This is a genomic window from Coleofasciculus sp. H7-2 (assembly GCF_042747725.1).
Taxonomy (GTDB): Bacteria; Cyanobacteriota; Cyanobacteriia; order Cyanobacteriales; family FACHB-T130; genus FACHB-T130.
Genome location: NZ_JBHZGO010000085.1, coordinates 1 through 24741 on the forward strand (window position 1 = coordinate 1; position 24741 = coordinate 24741).

Sequence of the window (24741 nt, forward strand, 5' to 3'; positions counted from 1 at the left end):
GCACCATTTCTCAAAGCATGGAGGCATTGCGTCGGGTGTAGTTTCCTTCATGGGTATTTTTCAACGTGAACTTCTTATCTGGCATGGATCATAACTCATTTGGTTTTAATTCATTGTTTAAGTCCCGCTAATAATTCCACCGCTGGTTTATTCCAGCCCAATTGACGCACTTGATCCAATCTCAATTGGGTGTCCCACAGCTGAATATAGGAGTTGCCGAGTGCCCCTGACTTAAATTCTGCGTGGGTAGCGAGGTGGATAATTTCGTAGGGCGTGGAAGTGCGTTGTGCTTTTAAATTCTTGAGGGTGAAAGCTTCGTTGAGGAAGGATTTACCTTGCCACAGTTTAGAAGTAATCATCGACAATTCTACCGGCACAGCAGGCAATGGATTTTGCGTTTTGTTGGTAAAGTGGTCGGCACCCATTGCCAAGACTTTGGCGTTCTTAATGTTAGCGTAGCGGGTATCGGTGAGGCTGAGGCTGGGCATTAGACCGATGCTATATTTCTCCACTAAAAACTGTTGACCATCGTGGAGGGCAGCGATAGGAAGCGAACCGACAGGTCGGCGCTTCGCTATCGCAAGCCTGCATCCATAATGAAGACTAGATTCTGGATGCCTTGGGCTTCTAACTCGTCCTTGATGGGTGCAATTAGCCACTGATACAGTTGTTCGGAGGGGGCACGATAGTCGTCATTCAGTTTATTTTTATTGGTAATGGCGTTCCGCAAGCTTCCAGCGACTTTTAGGATTGCTCCTCGCCTACTACCAGCTACGCGCACTCGTTTCGTTTTTCCCTCTCCTGTTACCAAAATTAGCTCTAGTCGCTCATCGTCTTTCTTAATTTGAATTTTCTGACTACTAGAGACTTGATCGGGCGCAAAGACTGCATAAATAAAAGCGGATTTGATACTCGTCTGCTTCTCGATTTGGCTCAGTAGGTTGGCGGCTTCTTTCGGATTGGTGATATTGCCCGTTTGCCCCAGATGTTGGTCAAATTTAGAGGTGATAGTGCTATCCAGGTCGCTCGTCGTATCAATCGTTACGTCAGAGACGCTAGCAGGCGTATTTACGGGTATTGCCCCGAAGTAGGGAAGCAGGTTGTCTCCGGGACGGCGGGGAATAATTTGAATATTGCCTTGGCGGTAAGGGCCAGGAAATTCTTTAGATGGCAAAATCGTACTGAGGAACCCAGTTCCGGTGGTGAGAGCGCCCGCTGTGCCGTTTTCTGTAGCATCTCCTATCACAAAGGGAGTAAAGGAGGAACCGCCTCCGTGGGAAATCAGAATCGCGCCGTCCCCAGCGCCTCCAATCGTGGAAATGCTGGTCGCAAATGGGTTTTTGGAACCAGTGAAAGTGCCTGTAGCGCGGAAGAAGCGATCGGTTGTAATTTTAACAACTCCTCCGAAGGCGCTACCTCCACTTTGGGCATTGATGGAGACAACTTGAATGTCATCAGTTGGAGTTTTGTTGAGTTCGATCAGCGGGTTCGCCAGGGTGACATTCCCTCCTTTCCCGAAGCTGGAACTATCGATAACTCCAGCGGTGATGATGCCTTGAGCGGAAACTTCAATGTCCCCACCGCCTGCTGCTCCTTGGGAGATCAAATTGCCAGTCTGTACGGCTCCTTTTTGGCTGGTAAGAGCGATCGCGCCGCCGATGTTATTAGTAGAAGATGTGTCAATATTTGCCGTAGTGATGCTACCAGGAGCCGCAACGGTGACTGCACCACCGCCAGTGGCACCTTTTGATGTCACATTGCCAGCAATAATGGCTCCTTGCTGGCTGGTAAGAGCGATCGCGCCGCCAGTACCCGTTGCAGAAGAGTCCAACGCTCCTGTATTAATGGCTCCCGTGTCACTATTGAGGGTAATTGCTCCACCTTTTGAGGTGATATTGTTGGTAGCGATATTTTGATTAGCGCTGAGAAATACATTACCGCCAGAAGAATCTAGAGTGCCATTGCTGGTAGCGATCGCGCCTTGAGTGCTATTGAGGCTAATTTCCCCGCCTTTAGAAGTAATATTGCTAGCGGTGACTCCGCCGTTCCCAATCAGATTTACCTTACCGCCATTGGTGTTGATACTGCCTCCCACTTGGATATTAGTGGCAGTAATATTTACACCGGCTAGCTTAGTTGTGGTGATGTCACCCGCCAGAGTCGTAGTGTTACCAGATAACTGCGTCAGACTGTCTGCAACAATCGTTGAAAGGGCAGTTACATTGGTCGCATTCTCAATTAAGATTGCACCCAATCCTTTACCTTCTCCCGCACCCACCGTTTTGCCAAAGAAGATGTTGCCGGTGCCTGCGATCGTCTTTAGGTCGTTATATTCGCCCTTTTCGCTATCTAAGGCGATGTTCGCTCCGCTGAGGGGAAGTCCGCTTTTAAAGCTGATGCCGTTTTCGGCGGTGATGTTGCTTGCGGTAACGACCGATCCGGAGCCATTTTGCACGAAGGCTCCCCCCAAAATTATGTCTGCGGCAGGAGCAATCGTCAGCTTGCCACCGTTGGTAATCGTCAAATTCTTGGTTACAGATAGCGGTAGCGGTAGCGATAGCGGTGCAGTGACATCTACAGTCCCTTTACTAATAAAGGTGAGATTCTCGGTAAGCGGGTTGAGAAGTGTCCCGATCTGGATGCTGGCAGTATTAGTGGCATCCCCAATGGTCAAATTAGTGGCTGTAATATTGTTTAGTTGATCGAGGATAAAATCCAGTCCAGGTTTGACACCAATTCCTACACCAATCGTCTTGCCTGACGTACCGGGTTTCAGGGTGACACCCGCAGCGTTGATTGATGGAGCTAGATTGATGGTGTTAGCGCCAATGGTCAAGTTGCCAATTGGGGTGCCACTACTACCCACTGCACCACCCAAGTCCACCTTACCCGTGCCTGCGAGCAGTTCTAGGTTTTTACCACTGCCTGCGATCGCTCCGGTGAAAGCAATATCGCCGTTGCCAGTTCCAGTATCTAGCTTGACATTTCCCGTCAGGGTAACGGGACTGCTGAAGCTAATTTTGTCGTTGCTAGTGGTGATGTCGCCTGCTGTGGAGACTGCCCCCCTCCCAGTTTGGCTGAAGGCTCCACCTAAGTTTAGGCTGGCACTAGCGTCTATCTTCAGCTCCTGCGTGCTATTAATTGTCAGACCGCCCTTGAGAGTTATAGGAGCGTTCAAGTTGACGGTCGCAGCGTCCAACTTAAGATTGTGGGTATTGGTATTGCCACTGGCATCGATAGCACTTTTTACATCAATGTTGTCCTTGGCTGCGATTGACACATCGCCACTGTTGAGCATGGTTTTCACCTTGTCAGCAGAAATCTTGAATGTATCGTTGTTGCTGCCGTCATCAGCCAGGATCTTCTTGTCATCAAGCTGATTTTTGTCATCGTTTGCCGTATCAATGACAACGCTTTTTGGGTCTAATAGCAACTGACCGCCCTTTCCCCAGGTTGCACCCACATCTACCAAACCGTCAAAGTCCAAGTTTTGTTTGCCTGATGTCTCGACAAAGCCACCGTTTCCACCTTGAGCGCCGCCACGAGCTGTAATATTGCCGTAGAAACGGGTTGTCTCATCTGCCCAAACAATCACCTTACCGCCGTTGCCGTTGAGGAGAGCATCTGCGGCAATGAAGGAGTCGCTACTGACGTAGGTGCGAGATGCATTTGGCAGTGTACCCTTACCCTGATAGTCGCCGCCAATTCGCACTGTGCCGCCGCCGAGGGTACCGGAAGCGTTAATATTGGCACCGATTAGCCCTACTTTGTCACCAACAATCTGGACTGTGCCTCCAGTTTGACTTGGGGCAGTGCTTGAGGCATTTAGGGAACCAGAGGCAATTACAGTACCCGTGTCTGTAGGTATCGCAGTGTTGGAACCTGTTAAATGAACCGTGCCGTCGCTACTAACGGTCATTTTAGTGGCGTTTCCCACTTCCCCAGCACCCGTCAACAGCTGAGGTAAGGAAGCAATTGGCAGCATCCAGTCATTCGGCTGATTGTCTGCTGCTGCTAGGGGTTGAATTTCTACACTAGACACCTCCGATAACTATCAAAGCCTTGATGTGACTAGCTATTAGGGTGCAAATGCAAGCGTTGCCAATCAGCTAGTCTATACGAAAAAATAAGGGTTTGAGATATTTGTTGTTGAGAATAAGACAAAAATATATGGTGATGCGCGTTAATTTTAGCTCATGGGAGCGCGGGGATTTCTGGTGGTAATACAAGTGCCCCAATTCGGAGTCTTACTAGCCCACAAATTGTCAAAATTACTTGCTCATATTTTTTGGGTTTTAACCGAAACCTTTCTTGAACAACTCGAAATATTTTGACAGAACGAATTCTAGGTTCCACAAAGATTCGCTTAGCAGAAAATTCCTTGTTTTGTTCTTTTTGTTCTGTGGTTAATTCTCGATTTCTTAGTTTTTTAATTGGATTGGTAATTAGCTCTTCCCCTTGATCAGCTAAATCCCCCTTAAATTTTTGTTTTGGGTCAAAGCGCTCACGATTTTCTCGGAACAAAGTTATATCACTTTTCGGTCCAGGTTCACCAGCTATAACATCAACGATATCTTTGCCATCTGGTAAGATAATCATCTGACTTTTAAATGTATGATCACTCTCCTTTCCTGAATAATATTTTTCTTGCTCTTGATTGTCCCCAGGTCTTTCTCTGAGCTGTTCATAGCTATCTACAATTAATTCATACTCTCTCGAGTATCTCTTTAACTACTTCATAGTCAGATTCTTTTTTTTTACTTGTTCAATTAAACTGGATGGCAACAACTCTCTCAGTACTGGCAACCAATAATTAAATGTATCGTTTGCTGTAGATTCACTTACTCCAAACTGGATGCCAAGAAGTTGAAATGTGGTCATATGTCTGAGATAAACCAAGGTTAAAATTATTTGTTCTTTTATAGATAATTTTGGTTTACGACCACCTCCACCGGAGATAATTCTAATTTTCTTTGATTCTAACAAAGCTTGATTTTTATGGTGTGATTTTTCGGCATTTTGAAGTAATTTTTGTAGCTCCGGGTAGGCCAGACCAATTAATCGTTGGGCTTGTTGAGGATTTGCTTCGATATAATCCAGTACGGAACTCATAAGTTTGGTATAAAAAACTCCTATTCTATTCTTTTACCACAAAACATTACTATTTCGGAGATGTCTACTCAGTAAACTTCCCGCCTGAGAAATGCGTACTACGCTCTCACCAGGTACCGCTGCCACCGTGATATTACCCCCCGGTGCTGACAATTGCCCGGTACTGACTACGGTGCCACCGAGCAAGGTTAAACTTTGTCCTGGTTTCACTGCCAAGTTTCCGGCATTAGCGATCGCTCCCGGCTGACTCATTGCGAAGCCGAAGGCGTTTGGCGTACCGACTAAAGCCTTATAGTCATTGGCACCCGTGGCGCTGAACCAATTGCCCCCAAAGCCAATGCCGTTAGCGGTGGTGGCGGTGAAGGAGGCAGGTACATTTAGGCTGGCTCCGGCACCAAAGATAATGCCAGATGGGTTCATCAAGAAAAGGTGGGAATTCCCACCCGTCACCTGGATGAGACCGTTAATTACCGAGGCGTTTCCCCCATTGACGCGACCCAGGATGTTTTGAATGGATGGGTTCGACAGAAAGTTGGCTATCTCGTTTTGATTCAGACCAAACTGATTGAAGCTGTGGAAGAGATTCGAGCCATTGCTAGAAAGGGTGCCGCCACTGATGTCAATCTGGTTTCCATTCTGGTTAACCAGAGTATTCGTGTCATTGGGAGCCGCAATGATTGACTGGGCAGAGGTGGCTGTGGCACCTACAGAAGTCCCAAACAATAACATGGCTAACAGGGCACCGATTCTGCTAGTAAATACTGACATCAATCTCTTCCTCAGGGCTGATGAAAAATTTGCGACAACTATAAAATCCGCAATTTTACTGCGTCACTCCGTAATATCACAGCCTTGATAAAGGAATGATTAATTAGGTCTTGAATAATTTAAAGAGTTGATAAAGATGGCGATCTTGCTCGATAAAAAGTTTACAAAGCTGGCGATCTTCGCTTTACTTTTTAGGGGCTGCAAGTTTTAAGTCTTTGCAAGCGAAGCCTTTTTGATATCCGCCGAAACTTGGCATTTTTTAGCTTTCAACAGGTGGGAGGATTGATGCTGGGAGCATTCAGCAGTCAACCTAATTTTTTAGGCAAAGCAGGCTAGTCATCAATCATTTTTTGTCAAAAGCAAATATATAAGTTTAGAAATATTATTTTTTATTGCTAATTGTTCATTAATTGATTAGCAATCCTGTCATTAGCTATCCTGTCATTAGTTGCAGATGAATCGGGAAATAGTATAAATTCCTGAAGCAGCGATCGCTTCACTGAGTGCAACACTTAATAGGGCGTATCCATCTTGACCGCGCCCGTCTAGTCCCAAACAAAAAACTCCTCCCGTTCAGTTACAGGAGAAGCTTTTCAGAAGACTTGAGTTTTGAGAGACTTTAGACTTGAACCATCCCACCAGCGGCTTGAAAACGAGCGCGGGCGCGTCTGAGGGCTTGAGTTGCCTGAATTTGCTCCTGACGGGAGCCACCACTATCAACCTGATTAAGCCTCGCTTCAGCTTCGGTGTAAGCAGCACGGGCTTGTTCGCGATCGATTTTGTCGCCGCGCTCGGCACCGTTAACCAGAATGGTTACTTCATTATTATCCACTTCTGCAAAGCCACCCATGAGGGCGATTGGCACCCAATCTTTGCCAGAACGGACACGCATGACACCGATATCCAGTGCTGTCAATAAAGGAGCGTGACCGCTGAGGATACCGAGTTGACCTGTAGTGCTAGGTAGAATCACTTCTTCAGCACTAGAATCCCAGACAGTTTTGTCGGGAGAAACAACACGAACAGTTAAAGCCATAGTTTGTGAGTTGTCAGTTGTTAGTTGGTCATTAGTCATTAGTCAGGTGAAAAAGACTAATGACTAATGGCGAATGCCTATGGACTAGCTTTTGATTTTTTCAGCTTTAGCGATCGCTTCCTCAATAGTGCCGACCATGTAGAAAGCCTGCTCTGGCAAAGAATCTAGCTCTCCAGAGAGAATCTTCTTGAAGCCGTTGATAGTTTCTGACAGCTTCACATATTTACCCGGAGATCCGGTGAAGACTTCTGCCACGAAGAACGGCTGAGACAAGAAACGCTCAACCTTACGCGCACGAGCCACTATCAAGCGGTCATCTTCAGACAATTCATCCAAACCCAGAATGGCGATAATGTCTTGCAGCTCTTTGTAGCGCTGTAGCGTTGACTGAACTTCACGAGCAGTCCCGTAGTGTTCCTCACCAACAACACTGGGTTGCAACATGGTGGAAGTGGAATCTAGCGGGTCAACAGCGGGATAAATCCCCTTCGCGGCTAAACCACGAGACAACACAGTGGTTCCGTCCAAGTGAGCAAAGGTGGTTGCTGGTGCGGGGTCGGTCAAGTCGTCGGCTGGCACGTACACCGCTTGAACAGAGGTAATCGAACCTTCGGTGGTTGAGGTGATTCGCTCTTGCAAGTCGCCCATATCCGTTGCCAGAGTCGGCTGATATCCCACAGCAGAAGGCATCCGTCCCAGTAGCGCCGACACTTCTGAACCGGCTTGCACAAACCGGAAGATGTTGTCGATAAACAGCAGCACGTCTTGTTTACTGACATCGCGGAAATACTCAGCCATCGTCAGAGCAGCTAAGCCGACGCGCATTCTGGCTCCGGGTGGCTCGTTCATCTGACCGTAGACTAGGGCGATTTTAGATTCGCCAAGATTGTCTTTATTAATAACCCCTGACTCGATCATTTCATTGTAGAGGTCATTTCCCTCGCGGGTGCGTTCGCCCACACCGCCGAACACAGACACGCCGCCGTGATTGGTGGCAATGTTGTTGATAAGCTCCATCATGATCACGGTTTTACCGACACCAGCACCGCCGAATAAACCGATTTTGCCGCCGCGTCGATAGGGTGTCAGCAGGTCGATAACTTTAATCCCGGTTTCAAACACTGATGGCTTGGTTTCCAGGTCGGTGAACTTGGGAGCCGGACGGTGAATGGGGAAGGTTTCGTCAGCATTGACTGGCCCTTTATTGTCTACGGGTTCGCCAAGAACGTTGAAAATCCGACCCAGAGTGGCAGGGCCAACGGGTACGGTAATGGCAGCGCCGGTGTCTACTACATCCATGCCGCGCACCAAGCCATCGGTGGCACTCATGGCAACAGCACGCACTTGGTTGTCACCCAAAAGTTGCTGCACTTCGCAGGTTACGGACACGTTCTGTCCGGCTTCATTTGTGCCTTCGATTTTTAAGGCATTGTAAATCTGCGGCATCTTGCCGCTGGGAAACTCCGCATCGATAACGGGACCGATGATTTGGGTAATACGCCCTACGTTTGTCTTGTCTGTGGTGGCTACCATGCTTGTGCCTATGTTGTGAATCTATGTGTATAGATACGGGAAAACAGTCTTAACATTTAGCAATGCCATTTTCCAGAGTACCACTGAAAGGATGCCGAATCTGTCTGGCAGCTTGAGTTGATCCCTCTATAGGATGCGACCTAGGGAAAACCTCGCCTGAATCATTCCCCAAAAAAACTGCCATGCCTTCTAAAGGAAGATATAGCACTCACGCAGTTAAGTTGGCACTTGGCAAATCGGCTGTTATCTTAAGCTTTGCCTTGCTGTTTGCGCTTGGACGAACCTGCACCTAAAGCACCTACTGCTAGCAAAGCAAGCACTGAAGTAGGTTCGGGAACTGACTTAGCCGCTTGTCCGAAAGTGAAGTTATCGAGACTTGCGTTGGAATAGAAGCCAGTTTGGGAGTAGGAGTTGGTGTCGGAGAGACTGTCGTAGTTGTAGGAGTAGTAGGACTTACGCAGAGATCCCCCTAAATCCCCCTTAAAAAGGGGGACTTTTCCAATCCCCCCAATTTATCAGGGAGTTAGGGGGGATCTAGGTTTCAAGCTTTCAGTGCGTAAGTCCTGAGTAGGATACCGCTATGGTGTGGGGCTTCCGGCGAAGAAGTTAAACTTTGTGTTGCCGTTTCCGCAATAGCCACGAAGTAGTACCTAACGCACCAAACACTAATATACCCAACCCAAAAGAGGATTCAGGAACAGCAGCAACTGTACGGGATGCGAGACGGAACTCAGCCATGCCAAACCCATGAGCAGCACCGTTCGAGCGGTCAGTGATTTTGATGGTGGAAAGCAAATCTCCCTCAGTGGCGTAGAACCCAAAATACTTAGCACCTGACAAACCACTGACTTTCTGCAACAGGGTTGTCGAGGTACCATCTATACCCGTTACTGCGATGTCGAATATGCCAAAGAGGTTTGGCTCCACATATAAATCAAACGCAGTAATACTGGCAGGTAGTGTAATCGTCGTGGTTAAAACATTCCAGCCGCTAAAATATACCTCGCCCGTGTAGCCATGACTCCACGTTGTCCAGCCGGAATTAATATTCATTTTCTGAACCTGGGGGCTGAAGGTCAAATTGCCCAACGGCGACGAGAGAGTAGAAAGAATCGAAAACTCTGGTTCGGCACTATTTGCTACCTGAACCATCTTGAACCCCATCCTTGATAGCGTATCTGACCCGGTTGCCCACGATCCTGAATTATCCACTGCCAGAATTGCCGCCTTGAGGGGGGGTACATTCGCGCACATCCCTCCCACGGAGATACAGGCTACTCCAGCGGCTGTCATAGATAGCTTTTTCATAAGATTTAAGGCACTCATAAAACTTTTTTTCTAAAAAAGTGAATATTGACTGTATGGGTTGCCCGTTCCGCCGCAAGTCAAAGCACTTGCAAAGATGACTAATGAGGATTTCGGCTAATCGCAGATAGAATCAATCGCTACAGATAAATTTTGAAGATTTTGTGTCAGTCGTTGGTCAAAGCCGCTCTAGATATAACTTTCTACAATTCCGTGCCCATTCAGTTAAATGTTGATAACCGTATATTCTCTGACGTGCGAATGCAACTGTTGTTTCAATAAAATCTGCAAATCTCCTTAGTGCCTTTGTGTACTTTAAAAAAACAAAATTTTGTTGTAGTCATTTCTGTGGAAAGTGTGGCATATTTTTTGAATCAATTACCAGTACCTTTTGGTAATCTTTATTGAAACAATATATTTAAATAGCTTAATTTAAGAAGAATCGGAAGCCTAAATCAGCCCTTGGACTGAATTTATATCGATCGGTTAATGCTAACTTGTAAAAAATTATACGAAGACTTCATGAATTTTTAATAAAGGCTGATTGTGGGAAATGCTAGTTCTACAGCCGTTAAGCGCGATCGCCCAGCCACTTCACTGTCTAGAGGCGATCGCATCTGGTTTTAGCTGAGCTGAGTGCGTAGTTGGCGCGTTGTCCGAATACTAGGGGAAACAGCCGAATCATCGCGTATGCCGCGATCGCGTGTTAGATGTAAGGTTAAGTAGTGAATAGCATTGCCCAGTACACCTCTCATCCCTGGTAATAATTGCGATGCCTTCTAAGGAATATCCGGCAATTGCCAATTTTTCCTTGCAGTTAGTTAAGGATGTTTATCCCTAGCTTTCTGTTCCCATTTTCACTTCAGCATTTCAGTGTAATTATTAGCACTAATCACCCACACACTGAATGGAAAGCTGATTCTCCAAACACTTCCTAAACCCCTGGATTCCACGTCATCCCATTTTGAACTTTAGATTTGGGATTTTTGACTTGGAAATATCGATAGGTAGTTTTATAGATTTAAACTATACAAGGGTCGAACCAAATATATGACTTCCCAACATGGTTACTAGCTAGCCATTTCAAAAGTTACTGTAGGATTTATAACCGGAATCTTCACCCTTTTTAGTCCTACATAAACTTATGTGGCATTTCCTGTTTATAAACTGGGTAGAAGCGATCGCTAATTGAGGAATACAAAGCCCAATCTAGGGGCGTCCTGCATCCCCTTCCCTTGCTCTCAAAGCATTTGGGGGTGTTAAGCGGGCTTTATCTGAATTGGGTTGGAGCCGTTCAAATGCGATCGCTTCTTGACAAAACTTTTATCTAGATAGGCGAAATCAGCAGGTTGGGCTATGCCAACCTGCCTAACTAGGAAGCTAATTTTTTACGGCTGTTTGCGCTTGCGGATAGCACCAGCACCAACAGCACCAAACGCCAATAGAGCGATCGCACTCGAAGGTTCGGGGACGTGTTTAACAGTCACATCAAAAGAACTGAAAGCAAACCCACCATCGCCATCAGAGACTCTCAAGCCAACGGTATAAGTCCCGCGATCGCTAAAAGCCCACTGCCCCGCCGTGCCGGTGAAGTCGTCAAAAACGCCATCATTATTGATGTCCCAATCAAAGCTGAGCAGATCCTGGATGCCCGGATCGGTTGCGGTAGCAGCAAAATCAAACTTCTGGTTTTCTAAAACCGTGAGTGCCGAAGTGATGCTAGTAATTGTGGGGGCAACGTTCTCAACCGTCACGTTAAAAGCACCGTAAGCATACCCGCCATCGCCATCTGAGACTTGCAGCCCGATGGGATGGAAACCTTCATCGGCAAAGGAAGATTGCCCGTTGGAGCCAGTGAAGTTATCAAACAAACTGTTGTTATCTAAGTCCCAATTGTAGGTCAGAACATCATAGATTCCCGGATCGGTTGCGGTGCCATTAAAATTAAAGCGATCGCCTTCTTTAATGGTTAAATTTGGGGTCAGGTTAGTGATGGTGGGGGCAACATTTAGAACCGTCAGCGTTCGAGTGACGGGCGGACTATTCTCACCTCTACTATCCTGTGCTTGCGCCGTTAAGGTAAAGCTTCCCTCATCTGCATAAGTCCCTAGTGGCACGGACAATGCACGGATTCCTAAAGTATTGGGATCGGTACCAACGACATTGCCATTCAGCAAGAAGGCGATCGAGTCGGGATCGGGATCGGTGGCATACAATATCGGCGATACCGATTGACCCTCATAAATCGTGTAATTGTCGAAATTCAGAGTCGGCGCGATGTTTGGTGGTGGTGGTGGCGGTGGCGGTGGCGGTGGCGGCGGTGGTGGTGGCGGTGGCGGTGGTGGCGGTGGTGGTTCTAGCGGCTTCACCGGGTCGGCTGTGGTGCCGCTATCCGTATCGGCGATAAATCGCATTGTCCCGTTAAATCCGCCGTTCCAGGACATCGAAAGCGCCCCAAATAAGTCGCCTTTTGAAATGTCAATCGGGACTGAGTAGGCATAGGCAGTGGGAGATTGCCCTGATAGTACCTGGAATTCCCAACCCTCAGCTGACCCAGGCGTATTTTGGGAACCATTTAGATAAGGATAAGTATCAAAAACGGCATTTCCAGGAATCGCATTGATTAGCAGCGAGGCAATGGGGCTGACGCCGGAGTGGCTAAATCTCCAGCCGTATGCACCATAGTCTGGATCGTAACCGTATGTATTACCCGCTTGGGTGAGCGACCAGCCACTCCCAAATGCTCCTCCCGAAATAGAATCTGTGACCCCCCAAGTTGCCGTTTGCGAGGTTCCATCAAGGAAACCAACTGTAATCTGCATCCCACTCATCATGTTTCCGGAAGTTGCATAACCGGAGAGAGTGGTTGCCCTAGAGGGTGCGGCTGTTCCCAAGGCGATAAAGGTGGTCGCGATACCGGCTGATAGATATTTCCACAAAGAGGTAGTCATTGAACCGGCTCATCCTCAAGAGTAGATATTTTAATGCTGCAACGGGTTTTCTCGATGCCCTAATCAATCGACTTCTGAAAAGCTCTTTTTTTTGTGAAAAAAGAGTTTTAAATGCTGGAGTGATTCTCTTTTTATTGTTAACGACAATCGATAAATTTCCTATCCACCCACAGCAGTAAAAACAGCCAATCTGTTTAAATTTAACTTTAGAGAGAGGATTAATTAACACGGCAAATCAGACCAATTCGCCCTAAGTTTGCATGAAAACTTAGTTCGCTCTTAGGAGACAGGAGAGCATAAAAGCCTGAGAGCAGAACCCGATTTATTTTAGTTTTAAGAAATAAAAATAGGATTAAAAATTTGGTGATGGCTTTGATAGGATGGGTGCGATCGCTACTATGTATCCGCAGCCTCCGCGTCTGCTTTGACCCGCCGGATGGGCAAATTGGCAATCAATGCCGTTGCCCGTTGGTTACTTTCTAAAGAAAACTCCAACCCCTCCACCTCAATTTCGACATAGCGAGAGACGACTTCCAGGATTTCCTTCCGCATTGACTCTACCATCTCTGGCGTTAGGTCAGCCCGATCGTGGGCAATTACCAATTGCAGGCGGCGCTTGACTTCCGCGCGGCTGTTGTCAGCACTAATGCGAGGAAAAAGTCGTTCTAAAAGTTCGCTAATCATGGATCGGGCAGATGTGAAGGTTAGATAATCTTAGACCACAATAATTTTCGGATGCGAGAAAAGAAGTTGTCATTACCAGCATCCAAATCAAGAAACTCAATCGGCTCCCCTTCTAGGCGGCGAGCAATGTTGTAAAATGCCGTTCCCGGTAGGGTGGGATTTTCAGCCAGTACCAGAGGTTCGCCCCGGTTGGTGGAGACAATCACCCGCTCATCGTCAGGAATCACACCAATTAAGGGAATGGCGAGAAGTTCCTGCACATCTTCTACCGACATCATGTCATTGGCTTGCACCATTGCCGGTCGAATGCGGTTGACGATCAGGTGGGCACGCTTAATGTTTTGTGCTTCCAGTAAGCCTACAACCCGGTCAGCATCGCGCACGGCGGCAATTTCTGGCGTTGTCACAATCAAGGCTTCCTGGGCGGCAGCGATCGCATTCTTGAAGCCCGTCTCAATCCCCGCTGGACTGTCAATCAAGACGTATTCGTACTTGGCAGCTAATTCATTAACCAGCTGTTTCATCTGATCTGGGGTGATTGACTCCTTGGTTCGGGTTTGGGCAGCGGGTAATAACACCAGTCCCGGCTGCCGCTTATCTTTCACCAACGCTTGATCTAAGCGACATTCGCCTGCCAGGACTTCAACCGCCGTGTAGACAATCCGATTTTCTAGCCCCAGCAGCAAATCCAAATTTCTCAAGCCAAAATCCGCATCGACTAGAGCAACTTGACGCCCCGCCCTAGCTAAAGCCATGCCTAAATTTGCCGTTACGGTGGTTTTTCCCACCCCTCCTTTGCCGGAGGAAATCACAATAATGCGACTCATGTTGAAAAGTTCTTAGCTTCGTTTTAGTGCGTGAATGTATAGGGGCGAGTTTAATCGAATTGTCTATTCTCCCACAGCTATGCCTAGTAAATTCGCCCTTGAGAGAGTTTTGATTCTGGCATTTTAAATTAGGTCAATCAATTATTTTTGATTTTTTGAGTTTTGAGTTCAGTATATACTTACTCCTCAAAAATAATAACTCCTTAACTTAAAACTAGCGCAAAACTCAGGGCAAACACAGAGAAGATACCATCCCTACAACCCCTACAGAACTTATCACTCCCCGCTTATTGCCTCTTTAACGTCCAACCCCCATCGATAAAGACTGGGTTTTAGAAAAATCAGTCGTTCTAGCGATCCGAATCCCTTCCGGCGTTACGTAGGCAACCTCCGGATAGAATTGAGCGGGTGGATTTTCCGGTGCCCTCGCCAGATAATCGGCGATTCGCAGTTGGGTTGGTTCCATCTGTAGCGCCATAATTAAACACTCTTGATTGCCCTCGGCACCAGCATGAGCAATCCCGCGCAGACGCCCCCACACTAAGATATCGCCCGATGCGATAATGCTGCCGCCCGGATTCACTTCTCCCAGGATAATCACAGTACCGGGATGACGAATTTCCACTCCCGAACGCACAGTCGTTTGCAGATATAGGGGTTCTGCTAATAAAGTCGTTGGCGGTGAAGGCTTTTGATTGAGGGGAGAAACCGGGGGTGCCTGTTCCACCGAGTAACCGGCAGCGGCGGCAGCAACAGCGGTTTGACGGCGACTGGTGTAGACACGCACCAGTTGTAGCCGATCTTCGGCAAGGGCATCTGCGATCGCTTGTAGCTGGCGTCCATCTAACAGGCGATCTTTTGCCACCAAATGCACCTCTGTATTCGGCTGCCAGAAGCGTTCACCGGCATTCAGGCGCTGCTTCAGCTGTTGCCAAAGGTCAGACCAGCTAGCCGTGGCGGGTGTCTCCGCTTCTGGGGGCAAAATTAATGTCAGCCACCTCTGGTCGCTTTTGATGCGGACTTGTTCGTGGCAATTTACTTCCCCTGTATTTTCGGGAACAACTGAAACAGCTATTGGAACGGACGAATCAGAAGTCATGGACGAAAAGCCTGACCTGGGCGGATTGACTAATTATCCATGATATAGGCAAGCGGCAATCGAAGTTTGTAGGGGTACCCACAAGGAGTGCCCAGATTCTGGAGTCAACAGATCCCTCAAATCCTCCTAACCTCGCGATGAATTGCAAGGCTAAAACCTTTTTTTGCTCTTATCCCCTTTTTAAGGCTACCGCGTACACACATCTTTAGTTAAGTGGCAAAACATTGATTGATCCCCCTTGCATCCCCCGATAAATTGGGGGACTTTGACTTGATTTCCCTCTTAAAAAGGGGGATTTTAACTTGATTTCCCTCTTAAAAAGGGGGACTTTGACTTGATTTCCCCCCTTTTTAAGGGGGGTAGGGGGGATCAAAACGGGACTGGCAAGTTCAAGAAACTTGTGTGTACACGGTAGCTTTTAAGGGGGATCTCCAAGGATTACAGCGCTAACCGAATATTGGTTGCAACCAGCACTTTTTCCAACGCTACTAACCCAACGCTACTAACTTAGACGCCGATAAACTGTGGCTAACCCATCCGCATCTCCTACATTGCCGGGAAACAGAACAACAGGCAAATTTGGAAACTGAGGATGATTGTCTGGAGTCCGTACCATCGAACATCCGGGCAAAATTTGACCTAATAACCGCGCTGAGGTTAACGCCAAACCTGTACTCAACACATCATTAGAAGTAATGCCGCCTTTGCTGATGAGAAACCCAATATTTGCAGGTAAACCCAGTACGATATCCATCAATAATGCAGAAACATCTTCCCCAAACAGTAACCGCGTTTGCACATCCTTAAAAGTAAGTTCTTTGCGGCTAGTGTAAACTACGGGCGTTTTCCCCGAATTGTGCGCTGCATGAACCTTTTCTAGAGTTTCATTCAGGAGACTTTCTAACGCAGTCACAGAATCATCGAGTAAACGTTCAATCTCTACTTCAATGCCAACCGTACCCGGTTCTTTTAGCAGTTGTTCTAGCTGTTGTGTCGTCTTTTTGACATGAGAACCGACAATCACTGCACCGGGTTTGCCTTCCCGCACATATTGCGCCATATCGTCTGCCGCTACGGGTTGCGGAGGTAAAGCAGCTAAGGCAGTTAAGATACTGGCAGCACTGCGAAATAGGAAGCGTTTTCCCTGACTTGCTGCTGCTAGAATATCCTCTGCAAAACGGTTTAAATCTGCCTGAATTTCCCCATCTACGACGCCGCACTGATTGCCAGTGAAATTCATCAGGCGTTGCAAACTCCCAGCGCGAATATCTGCCAGTAAAAATCGTTCTACCTTGTTAGCGGGAATTTTACCTTTTGTCTTCTCTTCCACATAATCAGGCAAATAACTATGCTTGTAGCCAAAAACAGAATCGCGGGCAAACTCAGTTTCATGAACGGGTGTAGGAACGCCGTCAATTATCAGATAATGTACGCTATCGCGGGTCACTCGTCCCCCCTCGAAGAAGGCAGGAACCAGAAAATGGGCATCAAAGGAACCCAATTCTTCTGCAATAACATCGGTTTCGACTGGGTAATGTCCGCGCAGGGTGGAGTCAGAACGACTGACAATTAGAAAATCATGGATGTTTGATTGGCTAATGGCTTCCTTCAAGTTATGACAAGCTTCTCTAGTAACCTTTGCCGCTTCCTCTGGAGTCAGCGCCCTGGTATTCGTCAGCACAAAGAAAATCGGTGATTCATCTGCTAAGCCCAACCGCAAGGTATCTACATCCCAGCGCGTCAGCAGCAGGCAGCCGTGAACCGTCTGAGAACCAGTAGGGTCATCATCAAGGACAATAATTTTTGGTTTGGTTGTCATGCTAAATCTCTAGCGAACCCTGGCGAGAAGCGGCGGCTATACAAACTAAACCTGCCATAGTTTACCCTTAAGTAAAGTGTAGGAGCAGGTTTTCAATCTAATTTGTTTAGCCCGCGCCCGCGGACTTTGTTTGTGTAGCCGCGAATTCTATTCGCCAGGTATATTGGTTTTAACGTTGATTCTGTAATTTTCTCATCTCTTCCTGTACGCTGACGCCAATCTGCAACGCTTCATTCAGGAGACGCCCATACTCACTCGCTTGACTACTGACTTGCAACGCTTGCAACGCCTGCAAATTGGTGGCAAAAAGTTCTGGATTTGTGGCAATAATCTTCTGATTTTCCCGCATAATCCTTTCTACCCTCAAAGCATGAACCAAATCATCTCTAGCAATTTTTAGGGCTTCAACTAATTTTTCTCTATCAGTTAAATCTATCTTGTTAGACCTGGCTGCTTCTAGCTGCTGATTAATATTTATTGCTTGAATGACCGCATTATATCTATCCACATCATCCAGCAAACCGCCTAAAGCAGCCAGTTTGTTTCTCGTTCGCCAAAACCAGCGCCCAAATCCCACACAAAGGGGTACTAAAATTAGCAATAATATCAGCAGAAGAATTGAGTAACCAAGTGTTGGAAGAATAATAAACGTATAAATAAACCCCACTAAAATTGGAGTCAAAGCAAGAGATAGTAATATTTCCTGAAGTATAAAACTAAATCTAGTTTCTGATCGTAAGACTGAGGGTCGGAATACTTCATCTGTATCCACTCCACTCAAATGTTTCAATTCTCCCTTCGTAATTTCCAAGCCCTGCAAATCTGGCTGCACAGCTGGATGCTCCTGTAATATCTAACTGTCTAATTATGATACTTTAAGAGAGGTTTTGCTGAAAGCGATCGCCTAAAATAGCGGTAAATTTACGGATAGCGAACTTAGCTTAATTTAAATAAATATTTTAACTAGCAGGCTTAACTAGCAGGCTGATTCCTCCGTTTAATCTCCCCTGGAAAATCTGGCACTAGCAAAGATTTGCTTAATTCTCCTTGCTGATTATAAAAGCTCATTTTACCTTTAGCATCGCAAACCCAAACTTCTTGGGCACCTGCACCAAAGTACAAACCTTTTTTTTCTAGCATTTCTTCTATAGTATTGCTAGCAGATTTGACTTCTATACAAATCTCAGGAGCAATAGAGGCAACATCTTCATCTTCTATAATACTTAGTTTCGCATCTGAAGCCCAAACTACATCAGCAACTTTAACTCCATTAGTTGTTTGAATTGCTAGTTCTGGAAACGCTAGTCCTGTTTCAATCAATGAATTCAATAGATTTTGAATAATTCCCTGATAAATATTATGCTTAGGCTTAGCAGGACTCATGACAATTTGTCCCCATTTATTTAATTCGACTTTAAATGGTAAATTTTGAAGATACTTGTTTTCGCAAACTTCTTGCCACTTCATAAGTAATTGTCGCAATTGTATACAATAAGTCTAGCGCTAAAAAATGCGATCGCTCTTTCCCAGATCCTTTCTTTCGGGCATCTGAACTAGGTGAATGATGATAGCGATCGCCTCAATGAAAAACAGCAAAACAGTTCCTAAATTTTCTTATTTTTAGCTTCTCATCTGTTAGCAAAGAATTCATCGACTGTAATCCCTGCCTGTCGAATCAAGCTTCTAAGTAATCCTGGTGCTAATTCCCGATGGTTTGGGACTGATAAAGTTGGTCTTAATTCGTGCCACAATATCATGTGGCTTCCAGTTTGATGATCTAATACATAGCCAAATTTTTCAAAAATCTTGACAGCTTCTCTACCGGAGATATTTGATAAACGTCCCATTTATACGACAACTTCTCCGATAAAGGATTGAGTTTCCTTGGCTACATAAGGCTTGCCATGCTTGGCTTGGACGTGAAGATAGCCTCTGATGGCATCTTTAATATTTTCAATTGCTTCGTCCAACGTTTTACCTTGGCTTACACATCCAAGAAGCTCAGGAACCTCTGCAACGTAACCTTGATATTCTGGATCGAATGTAAAAATAACTCGAAATTTCATAGTTCTATTTATTGTTGTTTTTAGAAAAAATATTTTCTCAATTTATCACAGGCGATCGCTCTTTTTCAATCCATTGTCTTCACGCATCTTTATAGCTTCTTCTAACTTGTGTTTGTTAGTTTCCGCTTTCTGCTGTCGCTCAAATTCAGGTTGCTAGCGTGGGTTGGTAGTTGCAGTTTATTGCGGTGAAATACCAACAATCTTAGTATCTAGCTTTTCATCTTTATCGGCAATCCAGATACTCTTACTCTCTTCCTCAGCCTTTACTGCTATCTCCATTAAAGTAATCGCCTTAAGAAGTACATTAGCTACAGCTTTGTCTTTTTTGTTTCCACTTATCTTTTGAGCCAGCGTTTCCAAAGTTTGATAAAGTTCGGTTGACACATCTAAACTTAGCTGAATCTTTTCCTGTACAGACAAGACATTTTCTTACCTCGTTATGTTCTGGTTGTGAAAACTGATATGCACCCCCGCCTACTGGTAAAACATAGGCAGGGGCATCACTTCCAGCTTAATGCACTAACTCAATCGCGCGTTTCGTCAACGCCTCAGCAGTCAAACCATTAAATGCCATCAATTCACCAGCACTCGCTGTGGTTTCTCCACGCTTCCAGGCGAAGGTATCGCGCTTGCAGTTACTCCGTAGCATGATGGGTTCCAGCATCCCAGAAGCGCCACCTGTAACACCAACTAAAGCATCACCATTAAATAGTTTGGCAAAGCCAGCATCGTCCAAGAAGCCGCCGTCAGATTCGGAACAGGTATCCCAGGAGACATCGTGAGGACGGTACAAGCGACGTGGGTTGACAACAGAAACTATTCGCACGCCAATCTCTTCAGTTTCCAGGTATGTTGCGGCTTCAAAGACTGGCATCAGCGTCATATCTCCAATGACGGCAAACACCACCATCTTGTCACCGGGGATTTCATGCAGCACGATGGCACCGTCGCGCAACCCTTGGCGAGTTTGCTCAAAAGTGGTGCGAATCGGTAGCGGCGATTTGCTGGCAGTAATGACAATTCCCTTATTTTTCGTTGTCAGCGCCCAGTCATAGCAAACTTGGATACTATTGGCATCGGGGGGGAACAGGGGGAAAACGTTGCCATTCCGCATCATGGCGGCGAAATAAGCTTCGATTTCGGGACGTTGGTGCGTCCAACCGTTACGCCCTTGTTCCAATGCTCCAGCAGTGTATAAGGTAATCGTAGAGGGAGTGGGACGGCGCAATTCTGCCATCGCTTGCGTTACCGTTTGCCAAATCGGTAAGCCGTTGATGGCAAAGGATTCGTAGGAACACCAGAGAGTTCTAGCACCCATCAACGCCAATCCAACAGCTAACCCTGCACAAGCATCTTCGCTTAAGGGTTCGTAAACTTGTCCATTTGGTGTTTGATTGTAGAGATCGTCCACTGTGGGGTGGATAATCTTTAGGACTTGGTTAATATTAGCAATCCCAGAGGCTTCGTTGCCGTCAGCGTTAGTTACAATGAAGGCGCGATCGCTCTCTCCGACTTTCCCTACCAAACGCCCCATCGCTGTCGTTGACACCTTTGCCTCGCCACCCACAGAATATTCTTCCAAGGGCAATTCACCCAAGTCTGGCAACGGTAACTCAAATTCTGTCACAACGGTCTTAGAAGCAGGACCACCACCGGCGCGTTCGCAATTCGTCCGCACCAATTCCCACGCCGCAGATGATAAGGCGCGTGCTTTCAAGGCGTTGGAGATGTGGGGACTATCCAGGGTGTCTTTGGGATAGAGGTTGTGGGATTTTGCACCTTTGGCGTGGACACCAGCACCCTTGAGCTGTTTAATAATCAGTACGGTGAGTTTGCCGCCGAGTGCAGATTTGGCTGCTTTATCTGCTGCCAGTAGCACCGCTTTGGTGAATTCCAGCCGCTTATCAAAGGAAAAGGCTGTGCTATCAACGTAATCTCCTGGCTGGTTTTGATCGTCGAAGTCTTTGGCGTTAATTAAGATAACTTCTTCAAACCCATTGCCACGCCAGTAACCAATCATCTGCTCGTTGGACTTGGTGGAAACCATGCTATGGTGTTCCTGGCTGTAGCCGTTCCAAACCAGCACCGGCAAGAAATTCGTGACTTCGGGATAGGCAGTGTGGAAGTGTCCCATCCCACTCATAATGTAGGGTTCGCCTAAGCCTCCGTCGCCGATGGTGAAGGGGAAGAGTTTGTCGCGGTGCAGGAGTGCTGCTGCCATTGCGAAGTGTTGCCCTTGCCCCAAGGGACCAGCGGGTGCGAGAATGCCAGGAATGTAGCCGGAGAGGTGTCCTAAGAGTCCGTGCTTTTCCCGGTAGCGATCGCGCAATTGCTGCACGGTAGTTATTCCCATGTCCTCTAGCGACCGATCCAAGAACATGGCACTATAAAATCCGGGAGCGTGATGCCCGACTTCGGTAATGATATTCTTGTAACCGAGCATGACCAAAGAGGCATAAGCTTCCGCTTGAGAAGCAAAACCGCCGGGGTGTCCGGATGCTTTAGAGGCTGTAACTTGCAGGGTAAGGTACCGCAAAGCGTCGGCATAAAGTAAAGTTTGGAATACAGCAGCCGGATCGGTGGGAGATGCAATGCTTGGCTTACCCTCTTCTATGGCAGGAGATTTTCCAGCCGTCTCAAATCCTGGCAAATTCTCGCCAAAATATTGAATTCCATCGCCAAAAGCAGGCGTCGCTAACATCGCCTCTTGAGTCGGTGCGGTCATAATCTCAGATTCCTCTTGTAAATTAACTGCGCGAGAAGCTAAAAACGTAAAATGGCGTTGGCTTCCCGTAGGGTAGGCTAGGGCGTGTCAGCAGTGCTAGGATCGGCATCCGCCAGCCAAGCGCGATCGCTACTCGCACCCATCTCATTGCTCGTGTTGTATGGTTATTTCAGCAGGTAGGCGCTCATCAACCCAAAAACCGTTTTCCTGAAGACGTTGGACTTGAGACGCTAAGAAGTCCGTGCTTCAGCCAACTCCTAGCCTCTTAACCCTCGATCCTACAGCCTTCTAGGTCTATAAATTTCTTTTCTTCCTCCAGTTCTGAAGATTAAAATCTTATGAAAAATTAAACTTCTACTTATCTTTCTCAAAAATTCAATCTGACGCTAACAAACTAGAATAATGTTTCACAACTAACAGACAATTCCGATTGTCAGTGCGGGTATAACTCAAATAGTCGGCAATTTTTTGTAAAATGGCTATACCCCGCCCCCCCGTGGCATTCTTACTGATCTCCTCTGGTTTTTTGAGGCGGGCTTCTAAATCAAAGGGCGGTCCTTGATCCCAAATTCGGATTTCTAAACATTCCGAAAACAAGTTAACTTCAATATCAATTGGAACATCTGAAGTTTTGCCTTTGTGGGCATGACGAACCGCGTTAGTAAATCCTTCAGCCAGAGCTAATTGGCACTGTAGCCAAACTTTTTTAGGAATATCAGGTTGATTTAAACCTTCAAACCATGACAAAACACCGTCTAACGCCTTGAGGTCGCTGGAAACTTGTACAGAGATTTTTTTGATGAGTTTCAACTGTTCAAAGCCTTTTTAATCAACGACACTGAAGCTTTGTATTAAACACCAGCCCAAATCAGAGAGAATCCAGTCTAGCCTATAGGTAATCGTTGCGATCGCCATGAATTTTCTTGTAGTTGGGTGGCGTGCCACTTTCTCATTAGCCTCATGAATGCGTGGCATGAGTGCAGAAGTCGGAAGTGCCTAGACTGGAAGTATTGATGGCTTTGGGCGTAGAACTTGCTAGATTTGGTGATGACGTATCTCAAAATATCTACATGGGCATTTTTGATCGCAGTAGCAATGTTGATCATCATAATGCGAGTCAGTAACGGGTGGAAAGTCTGGAGAACTTCGAGCAACCGATGACTATACTTGTTTATGATTGTTCATATTTTCGGTGAAGTTTAGCGATCTTCACGCTTGCCTCAGGTGTCATCTTTTAGTTTTAACTGCCTTCCATCTTAAGCGACCTGTAGTCCCTCTATCTCATGGTTCAAGTTCTGATTATTGATGATGACCCTGCAATTCAGCTATTGCTGAAAAGAACGCTAAAAAGCGAGGGTTATGAGTTAACCGTCGCCAGCGATGGTGAAGCCGGTTTGACCCAAGCACGAGAGTTACGACCCGCACTGGTGATTTGCGATTGGATCATGCCGCGCATGAACGGACTGGAAGTGTGCCGTCAGGTCAAGGCAACGCCAGAACTTTCAACGACCTTCTTTATTTTGCTGACATCGATGGGTTCCGTCGAAGATCGGGTGAAAGGGCTGGATGCCGGGGCGGATGATTTTTTGTGCAAGCCCATCGATATGTATGAGATGAAGGCGCGAGTGCGGGCAGGGTTAAGGTTGCATCAACTCAGCCACGACTTGCAGCACCAAAAACTGCTGCTGGAGGCGGAATTAGCAGAAGCCGCCGAGTATGTGTGTTCCATCCTCCCTTCTCCGCTTACCTCACCTCCTGTAACCATCGATTCGCGCTTTGTTCCTTCCCGCCAATTAGGAGGGGATGGCTTTGATTATTACTGGCTAGATCCAGATCATTTAGCCATTTATCTGCTGGATGTCGCTGGACATGGATTGCGGGCTGCTTTACCGTCTCTTTCTGTAATGAACTTACTCAAAAGCCAAGCCCTGCCCAAAATTAATTACTATGAGCCTAGCGATGTTCTCAAGGCGTTGAATGAAACGTTCCAGATGACTCAGAAAAATGATAAATATTTCACCATCTGGTACGGGGTCTATAACCGAGTTAAGCGCACCCTAGTTTACGCCAGCGCTGGGCATCCACCAGCAGTATTAATCTCCGCAACCTCGAATTTAGTAACCCAAGTCAAACGTCTAAAAACCCCAGGTTTGCCGGTTGGGATGTTTCCTGATGCTGAATTTATGGATGGTAGCTGCGAGGTGGAAAAATCCAGTACTCTCTACATTTTCAGTGATGGAATCTATGAAATTAACCAACCGGACGGCACGATTTGGGGTCTTGATGCGTTCATCGATCTGCTTACAGAGTGTCCGAGGAATACTCAGAACAATCTAGACGAGATAGTGAATTCTGTTCAAGTTATGAACCCGAAAGACTATTTTGACGATGATTTGTCGTTGCTGCAAATCAACTTTGATTAGTCAAGCGCTAAGTGCTAATTGCTAAGTGCTAATTGTGAATTACGATTAGCCATTAGCGATTAGCCATTAGCTATTGACTAATCGCGTTATTAAATTCTTCTCGATTGGGAAAGATTTCAAAGACGCGATCCATACTGGTAAGTTCAAATAACATTCTTACTTGCTCATTAATCGAGCAAATAAAGAGTTTACCACCGGCGGCGCGAACAGTTTTGAGTGCAAGCACTAGCGCCCCCAACCCAGAACTATCCATAAAGGTAACGTCCTTAAAGTCAATTAACACCATATTGCCTCCGTTTTCAACAATATCGCTAATTTCTTGACGAAACTGAGTCGCCTTCATACCGTCTAAAATGCCAGAGGGTTGAACAATTTTGACAACAGGATTCATAT

24 protein-coding genes and 1 pseudogene are annotated in these 24741 nt (G+C 46.5%); 1 reads left to right on the forward strand and 24 read right to left on the reverse strand.

The genetic code is table 11. From position 1 onward, the window contains the following. Positions 1–110: 110 nt before the first annotated feature. From ACFW2W_RS16750 to ACFW2W_RS16860, 23 genes and pseudogenes are all read right to left on the reverse strand, one after another. Positions 111–659 carry a CHAT domain-containing protein gene (locus tag ACFW2W_RS16750; RefSeq protein WP_378180380.1) on the reverse strand — a complete coding sequence of 183 codons (549 nt, stop codon included), beginning with the start codon at positions 657–659 and terminating at the stop codon, positions 111–113. Continuing rightward, a complete protein-coding gene (locus tag ACFW2W_RS16755) occupies positions 575–4042 on the reverse strand; it encodes a hypothetical protein (RefSeq protein WP_378180382.1) in 3468 nt (1155 codons plus the stop codon). Before ACFW2W_RS16755 ends, ACFW2W_RS16750 begins: the two co-directional genes overlap by 85 nt. A gap of 152 nt (positions 4043–4194) precedes the next feature. Then, the gene (locus tag ACFW2W_RS16760; protein WP_378180705.1) at positions 4195–4701 is read right to left on the reverse strand and encodes a transposase family protein; all 507 of its coding nucleotides are present in this window, start codon (positions 4699–4701) and stop codon (positions 4195–4197) included. Positions 4702–4731: 30 nt separating this feature from the next. Beyond that, positions 4732–5112: a transposase family protein gene (locus ACFW2W_RS16765; protein WP_378180384.1), complete on the reverse strand. Its 381-nt coding sequence runs from the start codon at positions 5110–5112 to the stop codon at positions 4732–4734. A gap of 33 nt (positions 5113–5145) precedes the next feature. Further along, a complete protein-coding gene (locus ACFW2W_RS16770) occupies positions 5146–5880 on the reverse strand; it encodes a filamentous hemagglutinin N-terminal domain-containing protein (RefSeq protein ID WP_378180386.1) in 735 nt (244 codons plus the stop codon). A 619-nt stretch (positions 5881–6499) separates the two neighbouring features. After that, entirely contained in the window at positions 6500–6916 is a 417-nt protein-coding gene (atpC, locus tag ACFW2W_RS16775; RefSeq protein ID WP_378180388.1) for an ATP synthase F1 subunit epsilon, read from the reverse strand. 84 nt (positions 6917–7000) lie between these two features. Continuing rightward, positions 7001–8449 (reverse strand): F0F1 ATP synthase subunit beta, encoded by a 1449-nt coding sequence (gene atpD / locus ACFW2W_RS16780; protein WP_378180390.1) that lies wholly within the window; start codon positions 8447–8449, stop codon positions 7001–7003. A 248-nt stretch (positions 8450–8697) separates the two neighbouring features. Further along, positions 8698–8793, reverse strand: a pseudogene (locus tag ACFW2W_RS16785) (PEP-CTERM sorting domain-containing protein); the annotation flags it as partial. 262 nt (positions 8794–9055) lie between these two features. Beyond that, complete coding sequence (locus tag ACFW2W_RS16790) at positions 9056–9757, reverse strand: PEP-CTERM sorting domain-containing protein (protein ID WP_378180392.1); 702 nt, start codon at positions 9755–9757, stop codon at positions 9056–9058. A gap of 620 nt (positions 9758–10377) precedes the next feature. Beyond that, complete coding sequence (locus tag ACFW2W_RS16795; protein WP_378180394.1) at positions 10378–10509, reverse strand: hypothetical protein; 132 nt, start codon at positions 10507–10509, stop codon at positions 10378–10380. A gap of 633 nt (positions 10510–11142) precedes the next feature. Next, positions 11143–12705, reverse strand: a complete 1563-nt coding sequence (locus ACFW2W_RS16800; protein ID WP_378180396.1) for a PKD domain-containing protein — start codon at positions 12703–12705, stop codon at positions 11143–11145. Positions 12706–13101: 396 nt separating this feature from the next. Further along, on the reverse strand, positions 13102–13389 hold the full coding sequence (gene minE / locus ACFW2W_RS16805; protein ID WP_378180398.1) for a cell division topological specificity factor MinE: 288 nt from the start codon (positions 13387–13389) through the stop codon (positions 13102–13104). A 20-nt stretch (positions 13390–13409) separates the two neighbouring features. Further along, positions 13410–14216: a septum site-determining protein MinD gene (gene minD / locus ACFW2W_RS16810; protein WP_378180400.1), complete on the reverse strand. Its 807-nt coding sequence runs from the start codon at positions 14214–14216 to the stop codon at positions 13410–13412. A 298-nt stretch (positions 14217–14514) separates the two neighbouring features. After that, positions 14515–15315, reverse strand: a complete 801-nt coding sequence (minC, locus tag ACFW2W_RS16815; RefSeq protein WP_378180402.1) for a septum site-determining protein MinC — start codon at positions 15313–15315, stop codon at positions 14515–14517. 502 nt (positions 15316–15817) lie between these two features. Further along, complete coding sequence (locus ACFW2W_RS16820; protein ID WP_378180405.1) at positions 15818–17134, reverse strand: four-carbon acid sugar kinase family protein; 1317 nt, start codon at positions 17132–17134, stop codon at positions 15818–15820. 169 nt (positions 17135–17303) lie between these two features. Next, complete coding sequence (locus ACFW2W_RS16825) at positions 17304–17735, reverse strand: hypothetical protein (RefSeq protein ID WP_378180408.1); 432 nt, start codon at positions 17733–17735, stop codon at positions 17304–17306. Positions 17736–18106: 371 nt separating this feature from the next. After that, positions 18107–18601: a Uma2 family endonuclease gene (locus tag ACFW2W_RS16830; protein ID WP_378180411.1), complete on the reverse strand. Its 495-nt coding sequence runs from the start codon at positions 18599–18601 to the stop codon at positions 18107–18109. Between the two features lie 161 nt (positions 18602–18762). Further along, a complete protein-coding gene (locus ACFW2W_RS16835) occupies positions 18763–18981 on the reverse strand; it encodes a type II toxin-antitoxin system HicA family toxin (RefSeq protein ID WP_378180413.1) in 219 nt (72 codons plus the stop codon). Continuing rightward, positions 18982–19200 (reverse strand): type II toxin-antitoxin system HicB family antitoxin, encoded by a 219-nt coding sequence (locus ACFW2W_RS16840; protein WP_378180416.1) that lies wholly within the window; start codon positions 19198–19200, stop codon positions 18982–18984. Between the two features lie 177 nt (positions 19201–19377). Further along, complete coding sequence (locus ACFW2W_RS16845; protein WP_378180419.1) at positions 19378–19620, reverse strand: DNA-binding protein; 243 nt, start codon at positions 19618–19620, stop codon at positions 19378–19380. A 91-nt stretch (positions 19621–19711) separates the two neighbouring features. Then, positions 19712–21925 carry a phosphoketolase gene (locus tag ACFW2W_RS16850; RefSeq protein ID WP_378180423.1) on the reverse strand — a complete coding sequence of 738 codons (2214 nt, stop codon included), beginning with the start codon at positions 21923–21925 and terminating at the stop codon, positions 19712–19714. A gap of 22 nt (positions 21926–21947) precedes the next feature. Next, positions 21948–22073 (reverse strand): hypothetical protein, encoded by a 126-nt coding sequence (locus tag ACFW2W_RS16855; protein WP_378180426.1) that lies wholly within the window; start codon positions 22071–22073, stop codon positions 21948–21950. A 227-nt stretch (positions 22074–22300) separates the two neighbouring features. Further along, complete coding sequence (locus ACFW2W_RS16860; protein WP_378180428.1) at positions 22301–22735, reverse strand: ATP-binding protein; 435 nt, start codon at positions 22733–22735, stop codon at positions 22301–22303. Between the two features lie 473 nt (positions 22736–23208). Here ACFW2W_RS16860 and ACFW2W_RS16865 point away from each other — a divergent pair, with 473 nt between their 5' ends. Continuing rightward, on the forward strand, positions 23209–24348 hold the full coding sequence (locus ACFW2W_RS16865; RefSeq protein WP_378180431.1) for a PP2C family protein-serine/threonine phosphatase: 1140 nt from the start codon (positions 23209–23211) through the stop codon (positions 24346–24348). A gap of 70 nt (positions 24349–24418) precedes the next feature. Here ACFW2W_RS16865 and ACFW2W_RS16870 read toward each other — a convergent pair whose 3' ends face one another. Continuing rightward, positions 24419–24739: an STAS domain-containing protein gene (locus tag ACFW2W_RS16870; protein ID WP_190411640.1), complete on the reverse strand. Its 321-nt coding sequence runs from the start codon at positions 24737–24739 to the stop codon at positions 24419–24421. Positions 24740–24741: the final 2 nt, after the last annotated feature.